This is a genomic window from Paenibacillus sp. JL3B1040 (assembly GCF_057063165.1).
This window is the reverse complement of the sequence record NZ_CM169317.1, coordinates 5,599,431-5,617,892: the sequence shown is the minus strand read 5'-3', so window position 1 is coordinate 5,617,892 and position 18,462 is coordinate 5,599,431. Positions and strand designations below refer to the sequence as shown.

The 18,462-nt window shown below is 46.8% G+C and carries 18 protein-coding genes and 3 pseudogenes; 8 read left to right on the top strand and 13 right to left on the bottom strand.

All coding sequences use genetic code 11. From position 1 onward, the window contains the following. Positions 1-23: 23 nt before the first annotated feature. Positions 24-1,004: an Abi family protein gene (locus tag ACZF99_RS25775; RefSeq protein WP_483607718.1), complete on the bottom strand. Its 981-nt coding sequence runs from the start codon at positions 1,002-1,004 to the stop codon at positions 24-26. 306 nt (positions 1,005-1,310) lie between these two features. On the opposite strand from ACZF99_RS25775, the gene ACZF99_RS25770 reads away from it, so the two are divergent. Both ACZF99_RS25770 and ACZF99_RS25765 read left to right on the top strand, forming a co-directional pair. After that, on the top strand, positions 1,311-1,643 hold the full coding sequence (locus tag ACZF99_RS25770) for a nucleotide pyrophosphohydrolase (protein WP_483607717.1): 333 nt from the start codon (positions 1,311-1,313) through the stop codon (positions 1,641-1,643). A 12-nt stretch (positions 1,644-1,655) separates the two neighbouring features. Continuing rightward, positions 1,656-1,934, top strand: a complete 279-nt coding sequence (locus ACZF99_RS25765) for a hypothetical protein (protein ID WP_483607716.1) — start codon at positions 1,656-1,658, stop codon at positions 1,932-1,934. A 149-nt stretch (positions 1,935-2,083) separates the two neighbouring features. Here ACZF99_RS25765 and ACZF99_RS25760 read toward each other — a convergent pair whose 3' ends face one another. The 3 genes from ACZF99_RS25760 to ACZF99_RS25750 form a co-directional block, all read right to left on the bottom strand. After that, on the bottom strand, positions 2,084-4,372 hold the full coding sequence (locus ACZF99_RS25760) for a DGQHR domain-containing protein (RefSeq protein WP_483607715.1): 2,289 nt from the start codon (positions 4,370-4,372) through the stop codon (positions 2,084-2,086). After that, positions 4,369-5,208 (bottom strand): DNA adenine methylase, encoded by an 840-nt coding sequence (locus ACZF99_RS25755; protein ID WP_483607714.1) that lies wholly within the window; start codon positions 5,206-5,208, stop codon positions 4,369-4,371. Before ACZF99_RS25755 ends, ACZF99_RS25760 begins: the two co-directional genes overlap by 4 nt. A gap of 226 nt (positions 5,209-5,434) precedes the next feature. Then, positions 5,435-5,779 carry a helix-turn-helix domain-containing protein gene (locus ACZF99_RS25750; RefSeq protein ID WP_483607713.1) on the bottom strand — a complete coding sequence of 115 codons (345 nt, stop codon included), beginning with the start codon at positions 5,777-5,779 and terminating at the stop codon, positions 5,435-5,437. Between the two features lie 186 nt (positions 5,780-5,965). On the opposite strand from ACZF99_RS25750, the gene ACZF99_RS25745 reads away from it, so the two are divergent. Beyond that, positions 5,966-7,366 (top strand): helix-turn-helix domain-containing protein, encoded by a 1,401-nt coding sequence (locus tag ACZF99_RS25745; RefSeq protein WP_483607712.1) that lies wholly within the window; start codon positions 5,966-5,968, stop codon positions 7,364-7,366. 217 nt (positions 7,367-7,583) lie between these two features. Continuing rightward, positions 7,584-7,847 (top strand): hypothetical protein, encoded by a 264-nt coding sequence (locus ACZF99_RS25740; RefSeq protein ID WP_483607711.1) that lies wholly within the window; start codon positions 7,584-7,586, stop codon positions 7,845-7,847. Between the two features lie 321 nt (positions 7,848-8,168). Here the strand turns inward: ACZF99_RS25740 and ACZF99_RS25735 are convergent, their stop codons facing one another. Next, the gene (locus ACZF99_RS25735) at positions 8,169-9,158 is read right to left on the bottom strand and encodes a zinc-binding dehydrogenase (protein ID WP_483607710.1); all 990 of its coding nucleotides are present in this window, start codon (positions 9,156-9,158) and stop codon (positions 8,169-8,171) included. Positions 9,159-9,290: 132 nt separating this feature from the next. Between ACZF99_RS25735 and ACZF99_RS25730 the strand changes: the two genes are divergently transcribed. Next, on the top strand, positions 9,291-10,166 hold the full coding sequence (locus ACZF99_RS25730) for a LysR family transcriptional regulator (protein ID WP_483607709.1): 876 nt from the start codon (positions 9,291-9,293) through the stop codon (positions 10,164-10,166). A 172-nt stretch (positions 10,167-10,338) separates the two neighbouring features. Here the strand turns inward: ACZF99_RS25730 and ACZF99_RS25725 are convergent. From ACZF99_RS25725 to ACZF99_RS25695, 7 genes and pseudogenes are all read right to left on the bottom strand, one after another. Beyond that, positions 10,339-10,911: pseudogene (locus ACZF99_RS25725) on the bottom strand (pectate lyase); the annotation flags it as partial. Between the two features lie 69 nt (positions 10,912-10,980). Continuing rightward, positions 10,981-11,439, bottom strand: a pseudogene (locus ACZF99_RS25720) (RICIN domain-containing protein); the annotation flags it as partial. A 185-nt stretch (positions 11,440-11,624) separates the two neighbouring features. Further along, positions 11,625-13,016 carry a HAMP domain-containing sensor histidine kinase gene (locus ACZF99_RS25715; RefSeq protein ID WP_483607708.1) on the bottom strand — a complete coding sequence of 464 codons (1,392 nt, stop codon included), beginning with the start codon at positions 13,014-13,016 and terminating at the stop codon, positions 11,625-11,627. Beyond that, a complete protein-coding gene (locus ACZF99_RS25710; protein ID WP_483607707.1) occupies positions 13,007-13,666 on the bottom strand; it encodes a response regulator transcription factor in 660 nt (219 codons plus the stop codon). Before ACZF99_RS25710 ends, ACZF99_RS25715 begins: the two co-directional genes overlap by 10 nt. Positions 13,667-13,695: 29 nt before the next feature. Then, entirely contained in the window at positions 13,696-14,454 is a 759-nt protein-coding gene (locus tag ACZF99_RS25705; RefSeq protein ID WP_483607706.1) for a lantibiotic immunity ABC transporter MutG family permease subunit, read from the bottom strand. Between the two features lies 1 nt (position 14,455). Then, complete coding sequence (locus tag ACZF99_RS25700) at positions 14,456-15,187, bottom strand: lantibiotic immunity ABC transporter MutE/EpiE family permease subunit (RefSeq protein WP_483607705.1); 732 nt, start codon at positions 15,185-15,187, stop codon at positions 14,456-14,458. A 1-nt stretch (position 15,188) separates the two neighbouring features. Further along, positions 15,189-15,899 carry a lantibiotic protection ABC transporter ATP-binding protein gene (locus ACZF99_RS25695; protein WP_483607704.1) on the bottom strand — a complete coding sequence of 237 codons (711 nt, stop codon included), beginning with the start codon at positions 15,897-15,899 and terminating at the stop codon, positions 15,189-15,191. A 198-nt stretch (positions 15,900-16,097) separates the two neighbouring features. Between ACZF99_RS25695 and ACZF99_RS25690 the strand changes: the two genes are divergently transcribed. Then, complete coding sequence (locus ACZF99_RS25690; RefSeq protein ID WP_483607703.1) at positions 16,098-16,373, top strand: hypothetical protein; 276 nt, start codon at positions 16,098-16,100, stop codon at positions 16,371-16,373. Beyond that, positions 16,268-16,717 carry an alpha/beta hydrolase fold domain-containing protein gene (locus tag ACZF99_RS25685; protein ID WP_483612983.1) on the top strand — a complete coding sequence of 150 codons (450 nt, stop codon included), beginning with the start codon at positions 16,268-16,270 and terminating at the stop codon, positions 16,715-16,717. Before ACZF99_RS25690 ends, ACZF99_RS25685 begins: the two co-directional genes overlap by 106 nt. Before the next feature lie 119 nt (positions 16,718-16,836). On the opposite strand, the gene ACZF99_RS25680 is transcribed toward ACZF99_RS25685, so the two are convergent. Beyond that, positions 16,837-17,604 carry a class I SAM-dependent methyltransferase gene (locus tag ACZF99_RS25680; RefSeq protein ID WP_483607702.1) on the bottom strand — a complete coding sequence of 256 codons (768 nt, stop codon included), beginning with the start codon at positions 17,602-17,604 and terminating at the stop codon, positions 16,837-16,839. A 302-nt stretch (positions 17,605-17,906) separates the two neighbouring features. On the opposite strand from ACZF99_RS25680, the pseudogene ACZF99_RS25675 reads away from it, so the two are divergent. Then, positions 17,907-18,431: pseudogene (locus ACZF99_RS25675) on the top strand (GrpB family protein); the annotation flags it as partial. Positions 18,432-18,462: the final 31 nt, after the last annotated feature.

The window sequence follows — 18,462 nt, the reverse complement described above, 5'->3', positions numbered from 1 at the left end:
AGAGCATAAATGATGCAAATATTTCAAGTGCCAATAAATGACTTTAATAAATTCAGCTTATTTCTGGTATCGGTGTGGAAGATTTGATTGTAAATGCTTATTGGGACCTGGGTTCGAAAGTTGTTAATCAAGATCTCAAATTTACTGACAACTTTGTTTAATTCCGTCTTGGTAACATGAAAGTTTTTGAGGAGATAAATAACAAGGATAAGATAATCAATTATAGTATGGAAGTTTATGTTTGTAATTTGAGTGTCCAGTCGTAGACATGCTAACAAAGACCCACTTGGATTACTACTCTTGAATCTTGTATCAAATACGACATCATTATGTGCAATTGAATTTCTTAAGTCTTTTATAATATAGATAATGCTTTCAGTTAGTTTTCCGTTGGCATCACAAGACTGGTTCAAATTTAGTGATATCGAGATGTTCTTCTTAATGTTGATATTTGAGCAAGAGACGAAATTTCCAAACTCCCCAAGACTAATAACTTCGAATATAGCCCAGATAGGGACTGATTCGTCTCTATGATAGAAATGTTGAACAACTTGTCTGTTGTTTGTGTAATCACGTGTTAAAGTGTTATAAATTTTTTCTCGCAGCCCAAGCCTTTTTTTCAACGCTTTCTTATATTCATCGGATCCGGTTGAGAAAGTCTTATAATAAGTTAAACATTTATCGAATATTTCATTAAAGTTTTCAGTATTTGAGTGCTGTAAGGTTACTTCAAGAACATAATTTTTTAGTACTGTTTCAATGAACATGATGTGAGGGTAAAAAATTGATTTCAACTCTAAGTCAAAAGAATTAATCGCTAAAACTTGATTAAAATCTGTATATGCAATATTGCGTGAAGGTGTATTTATAAAGCGATAACCTTTGTAACCATGATAGTAGCCGATATTTCTTAGTCTTCTTTTTTGATGACTACCAGAAATTGCAATGTGATGTTTGTCTCTAAGGTATTTCATAAGTGAATCTATACTTTTAATTTTCGACACAATTCAACTCCCCCCTCACATCCAGATTATACCACAAAATGTCAGTGAGGATGAGAGGTTCCTGCTTCGTTGCTTAGTATTATATGTGCTTGAGCCGTACTACAAGTGAGAGAATAAGTACTCCAATTTGACGAATCCCCCGTTCCGTAATAAGTTGGAGGTAGGAAGATTGAACCATGGGCCAAAGCATGGCCACACCAAGAGACGACAAGAGGCGGGCCCCGGATCAAGGGGGAGGACCGCCTCTTTTTTGCGCCGTTTGCGCGCGGGTTTAAACTCTATTACAAAAGAGATAGGAGCACGAACATGAATGAAGAGCTGATCCGGATGCTGCTCGCTTTTCGCGAGGAACGGAACTGGGGGCAATTCCACAATCCGAAGGATTTGGCGATTTCGCTAAGTCTGGAGGCATCCGAGCTGTTGGAGAATTTCCAATGGAAATCGTCCGAAGACGCGGTATCGCAGAAAAGACAAGACATCGCCGACGAACTGGCCGACGTGCTGATCTACTCGGTGTATCTGGCCGATGCGCTGGACCTCGACATCGAACACATCATTCGGGACAAAATGCGGCGGAACGGCGCCAAATATCCGGTGGACAAGTCTTTTGGGAAAATGACGAAATATAACGAGCTATAGGAGTGCGGCAGCATGATTATTTATAGCAGCAATGCGTTGCAGTTCCGCGAGTCGGTGGACCGCAACCGGATTACGGTGGAGATTGAGCAAGCTTTTATGAACAAGATGGGGATGAGACCCAGCCTGGGCGAAAAAAGAGCCTGGAACAACTCCATGCAGTTCATGGAACGCGTCATCCGAAACTCCAATATTGCCGACGATTGCGGCGTCATGATTGAATACAACATCCCGGCGACCAGCAAGCGTATCGATTTCATCGTGGCGGGGCAGGACAAAAAGCTGTTAATATAGTTGAATATTTAAGTATATAATTGGGAACATACTCAAAAGCATAGGCCTGTGACTTATATCACGGGCCTATTATTTTTAATTATTGCGTACACTAACAGTGTGGAAATGCAAGATCAAACTGATTACGGGGTAGACTGTATCTTCTAAAGCTAACTAGAAACTTGAACACCAACAAGCCAATCATGCAATGATTTAATAAATAGGTAATCATTCTCTGAAACACTATAATTAGCCTTATTATGGTTGTTTGACAGAGTCGCCAATCTTGTTATCCATGCTGTTTTTGCTGACTTGCCTCCTGACATTTTAGTTTCTTCAGGTCTGGTGCATATAGACTCAAATAATTCGGTCCAGTTAGGACCAAAGGTTGCTATCTCCTTACACTGCGCAATAGTTACGCAATCCCAGATACTAACTTCTTTTTCTATCCCACTTTTGCTGTATTCATATTTCTGTGCACCCATGTCCGCATTAGCCTGTTTATAAACTTTGGAAGGAAGACCTGCCGTTAACCATCTTTGACCATACTTCTCTTTCAATTTTGTTTCAAAATTTTGTTTAATTGTATGTTGAAGACTAAGAATCATTTGATAAGATTCGTAATTGAATTGTTTCGTATTATCTTTGATCCATTGAGAGAGACCTTCGGGTTTAAAATCAGCTCTTGCATCAGCTATAATTTTTTGATAGTTTCTCCAAACTTTTAGAGGCCCTCCGCTTCCGTAGTTAGTTTTGATTTCTTTTCTCTCCTCGTCAGTAATTGTATTAAAATGATTAATTAGTGGAGTAAGATAGTATTCAACTTCACTAGCGACTTCAGATGGAGAGTCATTTTTTGGGTCGATGTGCTTTAAGGGTTTGAGATGGTTTACAACATCATTAATAATTCTAATTATTGCGTTAATACTATTATTATTTGTTAACACACTTGAATTACTTTCGTCTTTTTCCCATTCCTCTGGTGCCCCTTCTTTAAAATAATTAAAGCACTGGGTAATGAATGGAAGAAAAATCTTTAGAGTTGCATCGTTATTCCCCTTATCAAATGTTCCGTTATTAATTATTGAATTGCCTTTACTATACTTGGTAAAGAAATTTGTCGCTTTAAGTGCAAGATCGATGGTTTCCATAGAAATATAACTTTTTGACGAAGTTTCATTTTCACCTATCTTAATCCGACCGTAGAGGGGAGATGTTGGTTCTTCGCCTAACCTTTGGGCAATAAACAATCGCAGTGCTTGTCTTTGTTTATTCCAATCTTCAGATTCCCATAAGCGATCAGCATTAAGTGTATTTTGCAAATTTTTTGGTACGGATTTTTGATTTTCATTGATTTCCATAAACAATTCAACTTGCTTACTTTTTTCGAGATTAACAAATGCAACAACAGGAATAGAGTTTGTACTTGCATATTTTGTGTCTGCATAGCCATATAACCGATGCTGGCCATCAATTATGTAAGCAGAACGATATAATTGTGGTAAGTGTAGAATTCCAATACGTGAAACAGAATTTTCGACTTGGGGAGAGGCAATATCGAACCTTAGATCTTTTGAATCGATACTAATGATTAGTGAGTTTGGAAAAAACCCACCTTTTTTTATAAATTTACGAATTTCACTTAATCTGCTTTTTTTGATGATTCTTTGATATGTGGGCATGAAATCGTTATTAGCCTCGTTCCGATGTAAAACATATGCAATCTTCAGGAGTTTTTCAGGCTCAATAGAAAAAGAATAATATTTGTTCCCACCCATGCTACCTTCAATGGCTGGGATCTTGTTCTCCATTGCGCTGATCTTTGTTCCTTGAAACAAGTTGCCTAATAGTTGGTATTTAGCCGATTCGCCAAGATGTTTTGTTAGTTCAGTAAAATACTTGATGGCAGATTCGTCGAAATGGTGAATTTGAAGGTCTTTCATTCTAATCTTATCATTTTCGGTGACTTCATAATTTTTTGTTGCAAAAATATACTTAGGTTTTCTACCGGGAAATAATTTTCTTGACTGAGAGTATAAACCATTTCGAAAACCAGAAATAGCTTCAAGGTCTTTTTTAAAATCGCCTTTCTTTTCACTCTGTGCACATTTACATTCAACAAATAACACAGTTTCATCATCAACTGCGAAAACATCAATCTGTTTAGTGGTGCCTATTTCACTTGAGCCATAGGAAATTTCCAAGTGGCGATCTTTATTCATATATTGAAACCCTAAATTAGCAAAGAGAATCCAAACCTCGTCTTCAAATTGTTCATCAATAGGCTTTAACTTTTTCATTCGTACTGAGGTCTTTAATGCCTTATCTAGTATCCAGCCTTCGCTCTCTCTTTTTTCTTGGAGCTCTGGTTCAAATTTTGAAAAGTTATAGGTTTGTCCCCGTCTTTTTTTTATACCAATTAATTCCTTGCCGGATACTAACTTCTCTTTAAAACTCATATATCCGCACCCCTTGGAATATTTGTAAAAATAACTTCTGTTACTTTTTCACGTTTTGCGTTACCTCCACCTATTAAACTTGCGCGGCTTAACTTTATACACCTATCATTTTTTTCAAAAATTTCAAAAACTATTTGATGAGCAGCATTAGTCAGTATATAGTAGGCTCCTTTCTCTTTTATAAAATCGATAAAATCACTTAATCTTTTTTGATCATCCAGAGAGAATAGCTTTTGATTATATTTAATAAATCCATTGTTATTATGTGAAACTGTATAAGGAGGATCTAAAAAAACTAAGTCCCCTTCTGTTATCTTGTCTTTATTACATGTAAAGTCGCCATGAGTGAGAGTAGCTTTCTTCAGATACTTACTTGCTAAAATTAGTTTATCCTCTTCAAGAAAATTCTTTGTACGGTGTCCAAATGGAACGTTATATTCGCCACGTTGATTTACACGGTATATTCCGTTATAAGAGGTCTGGTTTAAAAAAATAAATCGAGCAGCCTGTTGGAATTTGTCAGTTGGAATTTGGCTCCTGATCCAATAATAAAACTCTTCATTATTTTGGTAGGTTCTCAACAACTCGATAATATGATATGGATTATCTTTTAAAGCTTGATAAGTCTCAATCAGCTCCTTATTAAGATCAGAGAGATAAGAATGCCCTTGTGGTGATATGGCAAAGAATATGGATCCACCTCCCAAAAAGGGTTCGTGGTAGGAGTTGAATTGTGTATCTCCTATAATTAAATCAAGAGATTTGATTAGCCATGATTTTCCGCCCGCCCATCTTAAAAAGGGCTTAGCTGATTCAATTGTAGGGAATTTATGCATTAATGTGTACTCCAAACGATATATTTTTTATCCTAATAATAGGCATTAGGTCATATAAAAAATTCGACACTTTTTGTAACTAATCCTTCTTATGATAGCTTTAAAATTACACGGGAAGTTTGATATATATAAGGGCCCTGATATTTCGCTCTGGGAAAGTTTCTCACAAATGATTCATATTATATAGAGTCATTTGATTATGCTTTGATGCAAGACTGTGAAAAGGCTATTTAAACGCCCTCAAAACCTCCTGATTCACCCGTCGCAAAATCTCGATCTGCTTCTCACTCAATCCCTCAGTACTCGCAATGAACTGGTCAACAGCTTCCCAGCGCGCAGATTCCTTTTCACTCTGCTCTATACCCAAATAAGCAAGCTCGAATAGTGAAATTTTTAGTGCTACAAGGACCTTCTCCAAGGTATCGATAGAGAAATTCCGTTCTCCCCGTTCAATAGCTCCGATGTATCTATAGTCCAAACCGGACAAATCGGCCAAGTTTTGTTGGGTGAGGCCTTTTGCATTTCGGATGGCTCGGACTCGGTTTCCTAGAAAATTGCGCAATTCTGCCATTTCATCACCTCAGTATTAGCTTAGGTGACTTGGAAAATATTATGCAGGGCATTAGAAATAGTTTTTCATATACAAAATACTATTTATATGTAGTATAATAGAATCAAAAGTGGGCTTATATGGATGAACGCTCAGTTTCTGTATCGCTACTTGGCGTAGGTTTCCGTCTGTAAAGGAGGTATTCCCATGAAACCTGCAACCACGGTCAGACAGGAGTTGGAGAACTATTTAAGGCGAACGGAGATGACGCTCCAGCAATTCTCGGAAATCTCCGGTATCAATCCGGGGACGATCAGTGCGATGTTGAGCGGGTATCGGCAAATTTCCATACATAACTTGGATCTCATTACGGAGGGAATGGGGCTAGAGGAAGGGGGGCTGTACGAAATTTACTTAGGGGAATGTTTGCGCGGCGTGCCGCTGCATTGGCGGCGGTTGGGGCCGTTTCTCCGGCGGTGCGCGGAGCTGGACAAGTTGAATTGCCTGGAGCGGCTGGTGCAGGCGGTGGCGGATCGGTTGGCGTATATGCCGTTGTTGTTTGATTTGGCGGAGCAGTTTTTTCGAGAGGGAAAAAGAACGGCGGCCGCTCTGCTATACCACTGCGTTGCCGAATGCGAGAAGTACCAACATTCCGAGCGATTGGCGCTTAGCCGGTATCGCTTGTTTACGATTCGTCTCGGGGAGGATCAAGAGGAGAATTTACGTGCCGCCGTGTTGTTCGAGGACTATGTAGACCGATTGGAAGAGGGGGTTCAGTTGGATGCGGTTAAGGACTTGGCGGATGTGTACGCTTCTTTGCATCGGTGGGATCGAGTTCAATCCCTCGCGGAGAAGCTGCAGCAGAAGGCGGCGATTCAATACCACCAACGGGTAAATCGAAAACGGAAGGAGGAGGTAGACAAGGGGGCGTCTCGGCCGGAGCTTTTTTATCTGCTGTATGCCTATTTGTTGAAGGCAAATGTATGCGATGCCAGGCAAGAGTACGCTCGGGCATTGGAGTACGTTGCTATGTACAGCGACGGCGCTCTACAGGGGATTGGGGAAGGGAACGAAGAAGAGCGGCGGGTGGTGGAACAGTTTCGGGATTGGGGCCGGGCCAATGCCTATTTGTATCGCTTACTGTCCGGTGAGGTACAGGTGTTGACGGATTATGCGGAGTGTATCGCGGCGAATACGCAGGAGATCGTTCCGGCGATGTACCGGATTTTGCAGGCGGCGAACCGGTTTGGGTTGAGCGTGGATGCTCTACTGGATCGGTTCCGGGAGCATCTGACGTATGAGGAACGTCGGTGTCGTTTCGGCCAATACAACGCGCAGATCGTGGCGGATCAGTATGTTCGTTATTTGTCGGAGCTGGCTCATTACTATTTTCTCACTCGGCGGTATGAGATGGGGTTCAGGCGGCTTTTGGAAGGAATGGAGCTTGCCTTGAGGTTCAACCATGAATCGATGTTGATTCGTTGTGCACGGTTGTTTGAGCAGTTCAGGCATGAGGCGTCCGGGGAGGTTCAAGAGCAGTACAAATATCTATTCTGTGAGGTGGAAAAGAGTTATGAGAAGAAGAGTGTTGTCGTGGATCGTGTTTAGTGGTTGTATGGCTGTAGTGGTGTTTGGGAACAGTCCGATCGTGCAGACTTTGATTCATGGGTTAGGGGGCTGAAAGACGGAAGAGTGACTTATCACAAAGGGAATATTATACATTTGTGGTACAATAGAAACCGATCCTATCTTTGAGCAGATAAGATCGGTTTTTCTTATATCAAGCCATATCTTGGGAAGTGAAATTGTTGAGAGGTGGATAAACATGGCTCAACTGCAGCAAAGCCCCTTGCTGGATGAAGCAAAGAAAAAATACGATCAGCTTTGGGAGCAGCTCTTAGGTTATGAGGAGAAAGAAGCCAACGAGCTGATCGATTCGTTTGTTCAGCAAGCGGATCTCCGGGATTTCAAGAAGCGAGAAGCAAGGGAGTTTAAGGATTACCTTAGAACTCCATATCCCTACATTGCTGTTCTGGTGGGAGTTGCGCTTCCCGTGAGCGCGTTTCTTTTCGTGCTTCTTTTACCGTGAAGGTCGGTGCTTAGGGAACGGGTATTCTTGATTCGCTGGGTTAACTCGTAAATTGCAGGAATGAAACAGCCTTGATAGGATTAGGATAGAAATAAGGAGCCGGACGGCCATCCGACTCCCCGCACAACATTTTGGGTGGGAAACCTCCAAAGTGCTTGGATCAATAACCCGCACCCTTGGCGCTAACCTGGGCGGGTTATTTTCGTTTATGCGGATAGTGAGCAAAGCCAGCACGAACATGCCGAGCATAAGCACTTCCGATAACGAAAATTGTATAAGCATCACCCCCGCTCTGGAGGCAATACTTCCCCACCCAATGACTCAATCGATAATTATCCCAATATTGCCCAATTGCTCGCCCTGTTGCATTCGCTGAAAAGCGCGAAAGGTGTCATGTAAAGGATACACACTATCAATGATAGGGCGTATCGAGTGAAGTTCCATAAATTGAAGCATAGCCATAAACTCTTCGCTGCTTCCCATCGAGGTGCCGATGATGCTGATTTGGGGGAAAAAGATGGATCGTGCCGCCAATTCCATTCGGTCGCCCGAGCTTGCGCCAAACGTGACGATCCGGCCATTCGGCTTAATGATATCAAAGTACTGTTGGAACGTAGCCGGCCCGATACTGTCCAGGATGAGATCCACTTTTTCTCCTTTCAACTCGTCCTTCCAATCACTATGACTGTCAAAGGCATGATCTGCCCCATATGCAAGAGCGGCTTGCCTTTTAGCTTGACTGCGTGAGGTGACACTGACGCGTGCACCCGCCGCTGAAGCCATAAGCATGGCATAGGTGGCCACACCGCCACCAATCCCCGGAATAAGGATATGTTCGCCTCGCTGTAAGCGGCCTCTCGTGAACAACGCCCGATAGGCCGTCAGGGCAGACAGGGGCAACACTCCAGCTTCTTCCCAAGACAAGTAAGCGGGTTTGCGGACGGCGTTTTGTTCAGGGATGATGATAGACTCGGCGAACGTACCATCCGAAGGTCCGCCTACTATAGCCGGAACGGTCGGGACATTGTGGGTGAATTCCCATCCGATACACGGATTAATGATTACATCGGAACCTACGGTAAGGTTCGTTACGCCTTCACCTACCGCTTCAATCCTTCCCGCGCCGTCAGAACCGAGAATCAGGGGAGCCTCCTCATTTGTTCGATCCGCCATGAGAAATAAGTCTCGGTGATTCAGCCCTGCCGTTTTCAGCTTTATTTTTACTTCACCGAAGCCTGGCTGTCTGTCAATAACATCTTCATATGTCAAGCCCTTTAAGCCGTTCATCCCGGCATGTACGATTGCTTTCACCCTAAATCCTCCAGTCATTCGTATTTTGATGAATCAATATAATTGAATTGTACAGAGCGGGAATCATACAGTAAAATGAACAAAACCGAATGTGAGTATCATTACTGATCATACCAAGCAGGTGACGCCGAAATGGAAAGCGGAGACTTAAGAATATTTCAAGCCGTAGCTCGAGAGGGGAGCATTACCAAGGCTGCGCAAAAGTTGAACTACGTACAGTCCAGTGTGACGATTCGTATTCAATACCTCGAGGCTCAACTGAGAGTCCCTCTGTTTCGGCGATCCAATCGAGGGATGACGCTAACTCCGGCTGGCGAGAATTTACTGGAATATGCGGATAAAATACTGAGTCTGCTGGACGAAGCCGTGAAAACGACACAATACAACGACCATCCTGCAGGGCCTCTTCGGATAGGTTCTATTGAGACGACCGCGGCCATTCATCTGACCCCTCTATTGGCCGAATATCGATTACAATACCCGGATGTGAAATTATCGCTCACTACGGGTGTTACACATGAGCTCGTGCAAAAAGTGTTGAATGACGAACTTGATGGAGCGTTTGTCTATGGTCCGGTTGACGATCCGGATCTAGAACATGCAGCGGCTTTCGAAGAAGAGTTGGTGCTGATCTCGGAGCCGGGAACAAGCGACATGCACGAGTTGCTTTCGAAGCCGATGTTGTTTTTCGATGTGGGTTGTACGCATCGGGCAAAAGCAGAGAGCTTTCTGAGAGGGACGGGCCTGACCGCCTATCAGATTATGGAGTTTGGAACCTTAGCGGTTATTCTGGACGGGGTTTCTTCGGGACTTGGCGTGTCTATGCTGCCACGATCGTCGATTGCGAAAGCGGAAGAGGCAGGCAAAATCGCTTCCCACCGTTTACCTGAAGAGTACCGGAATTTGGAGGTATGGTTTGTGCACAGACACGGCTCGGTATACTCTAGTGCGCTGTTAAGATTCGTGCAATTTATTGAAACGAAGCGGCAATCGTTTGGAGTCAGGTAGAAACAATGGTAAAGATAAATATATCTATTATTTACCTTCGGACAGGGGTTCGACTCCACACCACCAATACCATCAGAAAAGCGACCTCGAGAGGTCGCTTTTCTGATGGATTGCCTTTCCACGTCCATCACTCCGTCAGAGGATTTACTGTAAAGTCCGATAGACGCCTAGTCTAGTATTCCGTATTATTCGCTTCGGTCACATGCCGGACATTGTACCATTTTTGTCCGACATTCGAGTAGAGCGTATTGGTCATCGTTACGTTGCTGGTGCTGCTGTCCGTTCTAAAGATCGCTTCGTCCATATTGGAGATGTCGCAACTGTCGATGAAGACGTTGACCTTAAATGTGGTGCCGCCATTCTGGCGAATCAGCTTGCCTGCGTTACTGGCAACAAAATTATACAGGTTAAATGTGCTCGCTGCATTAATCTGAAACACCTTGTCGCTGCCGTTATAGGCCGCGCCTCCGTTTAGCGTAACGGTACCCGGCGCTTTAATCGTGAGCGCGTCCTCTCCGATATCGGTCCAGACGATATTGGACAGATTAACGTTGCCGTACGTATGGATGCCGTCCGCAGCAGGCGAGCCTAACACAACATTCTTCAGGGTGGCGCCGTCCTCCAATCGGAAGACGGGCTTTTGGTTCTCGTCCTGGCTGCCGTCGCCAAGAGCGGGACCGGCAATAAACGTCCTTCCTTTTCCGTCGTACACCTGTCCTTGGCCTACTACGATGGTGGAGTTGACCGTCGTTGGATTAGGCGATATTTTAACAAGCGTCCACTGTTGGTTTGTCCCCTCAAGGTCCGTCCATTGCACGATATTGGCTCCAGGGGTCGTGGAGTATTCGTAAACTTCCACCACTTTATTGCTGAAACGGTTTTTCAACTGCACGTATCCGCCGCTATCTTCCAGCTTCCAGTGTTGGTTCGTATTATTTAAATTTTGCCATTGCACGATGTTACCGCCATCCGCGGTCGACCATTCGTGTACTTCTAGAGCGCGGCCGCTGTTGGCGTTAATAATCTGATAATATCCACCGCCGACGCTGACGAACCGCCACAACTGCTTGTCTCCGCCAAGATCGGTCCATTGGGACACAGTGGCGCCATTCTCATGTGCCCAGTTATAGACTTCCAGGGCTTGTCCGCTGTTTCGATTAATAATTTTGTATAAGCCTTGATGAGACGCTGATGCGGCCTCCGCTTTTCCTGAGAATGAGGCCACTGACAGAATAAGCGCAAAAACGGTGAGCAAGGCGAACCATTTCTTCATTTGAATCCCTCCTTAAATTAATAGTATAAAGCGCTTTCAATAGATGTGTTTAACGCTCCTCCTTTCATTTAAAATCAGGTTTATTTTAGCCAAAAATGTAAATTATGTATATTGCATTTGGCCAAGATCCAATAAAATGATTATTGTGTAATCGGTACGCGTTGAAGTTCACGAAATCATTGATTTCACGAGAATCGCAGCGGGATTTCAATGCTCACCTCACCGCCGCCCGTCACCTTAGAATTGGCGATGTGGAGTTCGCCCCCATGCAAACGGGCAACAAAGTCGGTGATATAGAGGCCCATGCCGTAGTGGCCGTTGGATTGGCGGGACGGGTCGCCCATGTAGAACTGTTCGGCCGCGTGTTTGAGCGCTTCGGGCGAGAAGCCCGGACCTTCGTCGGTCACGCGGAATCGGATCCGATCGTCCGCCGCTTCGACCGATAACGTAACCTTGCTCTTTACCGGGGCGTGATCCATGGCGTTAACAAGGATGTTCATGAGAGCCCGTTCCAACAGGACCGGATCGGCATACAACTTGTCCGGCAAGCCCTGAGCAGCGACGACCGGGGAGAGCTCTTTGACGGCAGCCAAGGCTTGCACCTGCCCTTCGATCGTGCGGATGAACTCCTTCAGATCCAGGTTGACGGGCTGATAGGAAGCGGCAGTCTCCGTGTTCGTCATTTCGATCAAGGTCTTGATATAAGCTTCCATCTGGCGGGCGCTATGGGCGATATAATCGGTGTACTCCCGTTGCTCCTCGGTTTGATCCGTTTCGGAGAGGAGCTCGACATTGCCGCGAACGATGGTGAGCGGGGTTTTAATATCATGGGCGAGCGCCGAGATTTGAGCCCGGCGGCTGCGCTCCAGGTTCCATTGCTGCTCCAGCGAGTTTTTCAGGGCATCCTTCATCTGATCCACGGACCGGAGCACCCGGTCAATCTCGGCAATCCCGCTGTATTGCATCGAGAAGTCCAGCTCTTGCTCCTGAATTCGCCGGGTTGCTTCCTGCAGCCCGTTCATTTTGCGAGCTAGCTTCCGACCGAACGAAGAGGCCAGCAAGCTGGTTCCTAATAGAAAAAGGACACAGAACAGGACGAGAAAAGACATTTCTACACCGGGCAGAACGCGGCGCAGCGCAGCGTTGCTAAAGCGGGCGACAATGGAATATCGAAAAATATAGACTTCTTCGCCATAGGTGACTTTCATATAGGAATAGGGATAGGTATACGAAGACAGACTCCCCTCCATCCGCTTCCACGCCGCATTTCCTTGCTCGACGGTTAAACTGTGTTCCAGCAGCCTCCCATCCAGCGTATATTTCGCATATTTGTACAAGGCAGACGAGGTGTTTAACGGAGGCCTTTGCCCCTCCATGATCCGGTTCTTGGCCTCCATCACCTGCTTCTCGGCATAATTCGCCGGAAGAACAGCTCCGGTGTTCAGCAGCCTCATCAAGGTCAAGCCCAGCAACAGGACGATCCCGATCGTTCCCAAACAAAAGGCAGCCAAATATCTGAGGAACAGCGTACGGAGTTTGGTTAATTTAGGCTCAGACTTCACGCGGGCTATTTCCATCGGTATCCTATCCCCCATACGGTTTCGATCGGAGTGGCATTCATTTTGCTCAGCTTCGCCCGGATATTCTTGACATGCTCCACAATGGTGGAAGCCTCGCTTTCTCCGTCGAATCCAAAAACGGATTCATAGATCTGATCCTTCGAGAACACCTGCCCCCGGTTTAACGCCAAAAACTCGCAGATGGCATATTCGCTTTTGGTTAACGGGATGACGGTATCTTGCACGCGGATCTCCTTGCCCGACAAGTTAAAGTGAACTTCCCCGATACAGTGTATGGTGCGCCGTTCCCGGTTTTCCCGGCGGAGATGAGCGCCAATGCGCGCGCGTAACTCTCCTGCCCCAAACGGCTTGACGATATAATCGTCCGCTCCGATGGCCAGGCCCTCCACCACATCATTCTCCATGGACTTGGCGGTCAGAAACAGCATCGGACAGTCCACCATGCCGCGGATTTGCCGGCAGAGGGTGAAACCGTCCATCTCCGGCATCATCACGTCCAACAGAATGAGGTCGTATTGGCCCAGTTGCAGACTCGGTACTTTGGATGGAGTGGAGAGGGCCGTGACGACATGACCTTCTTTTTGCAAAATATTACGAAGCAAGGCCAGTACGGCGGGATCATCGTCAACAGCAAGTATGTTGGCCAAGGTATATCACTTTCCTTTGCATAGCGCTTCTATTCCTGCGACTTGATTCCTTCCCATCGCCGGAACCAACCTCCTAATAATACCATGACTGCGACTGTTCCGCTTAAGCAGAAGAGAACCCCCGGCCGAACCCATTGTTCTGCCGAGACGGCGCCCTCTCCCATGCTCTCGTGTTGCATCCAGAGGGTGATAAACCGGGCGGCCCAGGCGTAGGGGATGTAGATCCAGTTCCGATCGCCGAGACCGGTGAGCAGCAGGGCCGCCGTCAGGCTTCCCAAGATCCCTAAACCGATGGAAGCGGCTTTGCCGAATCGCAGGCTCACGTACAAATGCAGCGCATAGAGAAAAATGCAGCTACCGAACAAGATGCCAGCGGCCTTTACGTAGAACTCAAGCGAATAAAGAGACTGATTTAACAGATACAGGAAGCCCGCCCCGAATCCTACGGAGGCCAACAACGTACTGCCAAAGCCCAAAATCAGAAGCAAGGTCAGCTTGCTGGCAAGGGGGACAAGTCGGCTCGGCAAGGTTAACAGCTGCTGGTACCCGCCTGCGGCGGCCTCCTGATCGGTGGCGATCGCGCAGACCACACCAATCAGGGTAGGAAAAGCGATGGCAAGCACCTGTAAATAGCCGCTGACCTTAGCGTCCGGCGAGTACGGAGTATAAGCAAAGTAACCCAGGAAAATGCCCAGCCCCGCCAGCGGGACGAGAAGATGCACCCATAGCATCGGTTGTCTTCTCAGTTTGATGAGCTCCGATCGGAGACTGCGGGAGTACGAGAGCATATTACTTGACCTCCCGGTTGCGAAAAGACAGCGTCGTCAGCCAAGACAGCATGAGGAACAGTCCAAGCGTAATGAGGACGCCCGGCAGGATGACGCCTTGATCCAGCAGTGCATTGCCGTCCGGCACGGGCAGCCCGTTCGGAAGCACGCCGATTGTAGCGCACATCAGCCGGGAGGGGATCGCGTAAGGAACCGACCACCAGCTTTCTTTGGTGGCAAATACGATGTTGCAGGCTACGTTGCCCAGCAGGTTCAAGATCAGGGTCGCAAACAGGCCGATCCGGTCCGTCAAGTACAGACAGAGCGGGATCTGCCAGAGAAAAGTGAGAAAGAGCAGCAAGCTGCCCGCAGCGCTGGCCGCCAAAGTCAGACCGGCCGGGAAAACCAAACCGCTGAGCGTGACGCCGATGAACAGGACGAGGATGGAGGCGAAGAGCATGCCTGCGGCAACTCCGATTTTGCCGAGCCAGATGTTGTACTGGGGAATAGGAAGTCCCAGTACAGCACGGTATTTCAGCTTCTTCCCGTCCTTCTGAACGACGCCGGCACACATCAGTGTAAGTCCCCCGGGGAGCAGCATCGTATACCACCAGTTGTAGCTGGCGATCTGAAAGAAGGGGCCGGCCATCAGTCCGCCACACAGCAGCAAGGTTAGGAGGGGAGCCAGCCAGATCAGCTTTTTCGTAAACGTTCGTTTGATTTTTAACCATTCCGCACGGATACAGACCGTCATCTTATTCCCCTCCTTTGCGGTGCTCGCGGGCAATTTGCATAAATAGGGACTCTAAATCTTCGCCAGGGGTTACCGCCTCTTGATAAGCCAGAACCCCCTCCGCGATGATGCCGATGTGGTCGGCGATTTGCTGCACTTCGGACAACACATGGCTGGACAAAATAACGGTGATTCCCTGCTGCGGGAAAGAGCGAATCAGCTCGCGCAGTTCCTGAATGCCAATAGGGTCGAGGCCGTTGGTCGGCTCGTCCAGAATTAACAGCTTGGGGTGGTGAAGCAGGGCGATGGCGATGCCGAGCCGCTGCTTCATCCCCATGGAGAACTGGCCGGAGCGTTTTCTTCCGGTGTTGGTCAATCCCACGATTTGCAGAACTTCATCAATGCGCGAGTTTGGCAAGCCGAGGAGCGTTGTCCGAACCCTAAGGTTCTCTCTCGCCGTTAAATTCTCGTAAAGCGGAGGGGACTCAATCAGGGCGCCGATTTGGGATAAGTCCGTCCGCGACCAGGGTTTCCCTTGGAATATAATCTCGCCGGAAGTCGGGCGCAGCATACCGGTCAGCATTTTCAGCAAGGTGGATTTTCCGGCGCCATTCGGACCAAGCAATCCGTATACGGAGTTCTCTTGTATAGACAGGGAGACGTTGTTTACCGCCTGCTGGCCTCCAAACGTTTTGTTTAGGCTCCGAGTCTGCAGAATAAGGGGGTTGTTCATGTTTCTTCATCCTTTTCTTTCATACTGGAACCTAGTTTACAAAGCAATTCTAAGAATTTGATAAGGAATTGCGGTTACCTTTAATACAGAGATATTTTACGAATTGTTTATTTCTTTTAATGTGGCAGTTTAGATCTGTACTATAAGATGGGTTTATGCAGTACAGGAAGATACAAATTGGAGGAGGGAGATTCATCAATGATTAGAAAGAAAAAGAAGCTATTAAGTGTTTCTATCCTGTTGTTGGCCTTCTTGTTGAGTGTGCCTTCGGTCTATGCGGGTACGTCCACGCTATCGAAGGAACAGGAACAGCTCATCAAAATGTTGCGAAGCGATGAGGATAAAGTCAGCGAAGCGTTGATGAACAAATTCAAGGTCGGCAAGACGGAGGAAATGATGGTTCCGACACGCGACGGGGAAACCCATATTTACGTATATTATCCAGATTCGGATCAGGAGACAGTGCTTTTGTAGACGAAGAAAAGGATCTCGATCCGACGGCGTATGCGCGGCTTTCTCAACTGTATTACGACGCTTATATTGACGAGGATTACAGACTGGACCCCACAGCGTCTCCAATCTTTGCACCGGACGAAATGCTGATCGGATTACCTGAAGCTATAATTATTACTTGTTGGGATGATTACCGTGGAGAAGATGCGGAAAAGTATGCATACAGGTTATTACAGGCAGGTGTATCCGTTACGGCAAGAAGAATGACCGATAGCAGCCATGGTTTTGTAGTGAGCCGCGATGACCAGTTTGAAGAAGCGGAAAAAATGATATTCGATGCACTGGACAGGGTGTATAGAAATTAATTTGCCGGTGATTTACTCGACAGCGCACCCCCTCTCAAAGGGAGGTGCGCTATCTCATGTTTCGGCGGAGGTTCTCCTTCATTCTCCGCTTCAAATGTCGTCCTCCTTTCCCTAATCCGCTACGGCTTCCTGGCTAAGTACAAATCGATGGTATCGTATAAGTTGACCTTTCCGCCGTAATGGTTGATAGCCTCGATCATCTCTTGCTCTAAGCGCACGCGTAGCTCCTCCGGGAAGGCCCGATGGTCCGAATACGTATTGAGGAGTGCGATGTAGGCTGGCGCATCAAAGGTTCGGTTCTGATGATACCATTTGAAGTTCACATTGACGAAACCGTATTGTTCAAGGGTATGAACCATTTCCAAGCTTTTCTGTTCGGTATGCGGCTTAGGTTCTTTCGAGGAGGGGACGTATTTCGCATAGATTTGCTGCATGGCCTCATGCAGGTCGTCTTTCCGGGCCGGGAACGGACGATTCCAGAATAACGCAAGTACGCCTCCGCTTCGCAAGAGTTGATGCACTTTGGGATATCCGATCTCTTGCGGGATCCAGTGGAACGCCGTGGCGGAGTAGACTAAATCGTATTGCTCAGGCTCCAATCTAACGCTTTCAAAATCACTCTGAATCACGTTGAACTGAGGAAACCTTGAAAACTTCTCCGCTGAAAACTTGGCCAAATCCTCCCCCAGTTCGATGGCGGTCATCTCGCAGCCGGTGTTCAAGAAAGGAAGGGTGGCTTGGCCCGTTCCGATGCCGACTTCCAGGGCCCTCTTACCCTGGTTGAGGTCTGAATACCGAATCACATCCTGAAAAAGCTCCTCCACATACGTGGGGCGCATCTTCTCATAGTTCACAACGTCTTCATTAAACTTCAGACGCAAATCCATGAATAACCTCCCCCTTCACACCCTCGTCTCGACTTCGTTCTTCAAAAAAATATAACTTCGGTTGGGAAGCTCCATCCGAGGCAAAAACGAGTAGGTATCATAAACGCTCCCATTGAAACTTTCCCTCTTCTTGCGGTCCAATATGATATTGCTGTATTTATGCATCCGGCTCACGACCTCCCAAATATTAGGAATCTCAAATCATTATAAGGCAATGGCGAATTTATACCAAGTCATTAAGTCTCCGCCGAAAACCAAGAGGGACTCTATTTGTTATAATGGTCATACATATGTAGGGGAGGTTAGGCGAGCGAAAACCCCATAATGCAACCACCGCTCTCGTCGAGTATGATTCGCGTTGGCCGGAACTTTTCGACCGGGAAGCAGACCGGGTGCGTTCCATACTAGGCAACAAAGCATTGCGGGTGGAGCATGTCGGCTCGACCTCGGTGCCAGGGCTATGCGCCAAACCTATCATAGACATGTTGTTGGTGGTGGCGGACTCGGCCGACGAGCCGTCCTATGTTCCAGCTATGGAGGCGGCCGGGTATACTCTGCGGATACGGGAACCGGAGTGGTTCGAGCATCGGTTGTTCAAGGGACCGGAAACCGACATCCATTTGCACGTGTTCAGCGAAGGCGCGTCCGAGATTGAACGGATGCTGCTTTTTCGCGATTGGTTGCGAGCCAACGACGCCGACCGTGACAATTATGCCAGCGTCAAGCGGAGTTTGGCTCAGCAGGTGTGGCGTCACGTGCAGCACTACGCCGACGCTAAAACCGCAATCGTTCAGGAGATCATGAGCCGGGCGATCGCGGCGGAGTAGTAACTCCAGTAGAAATGGCGATGCAGGAATA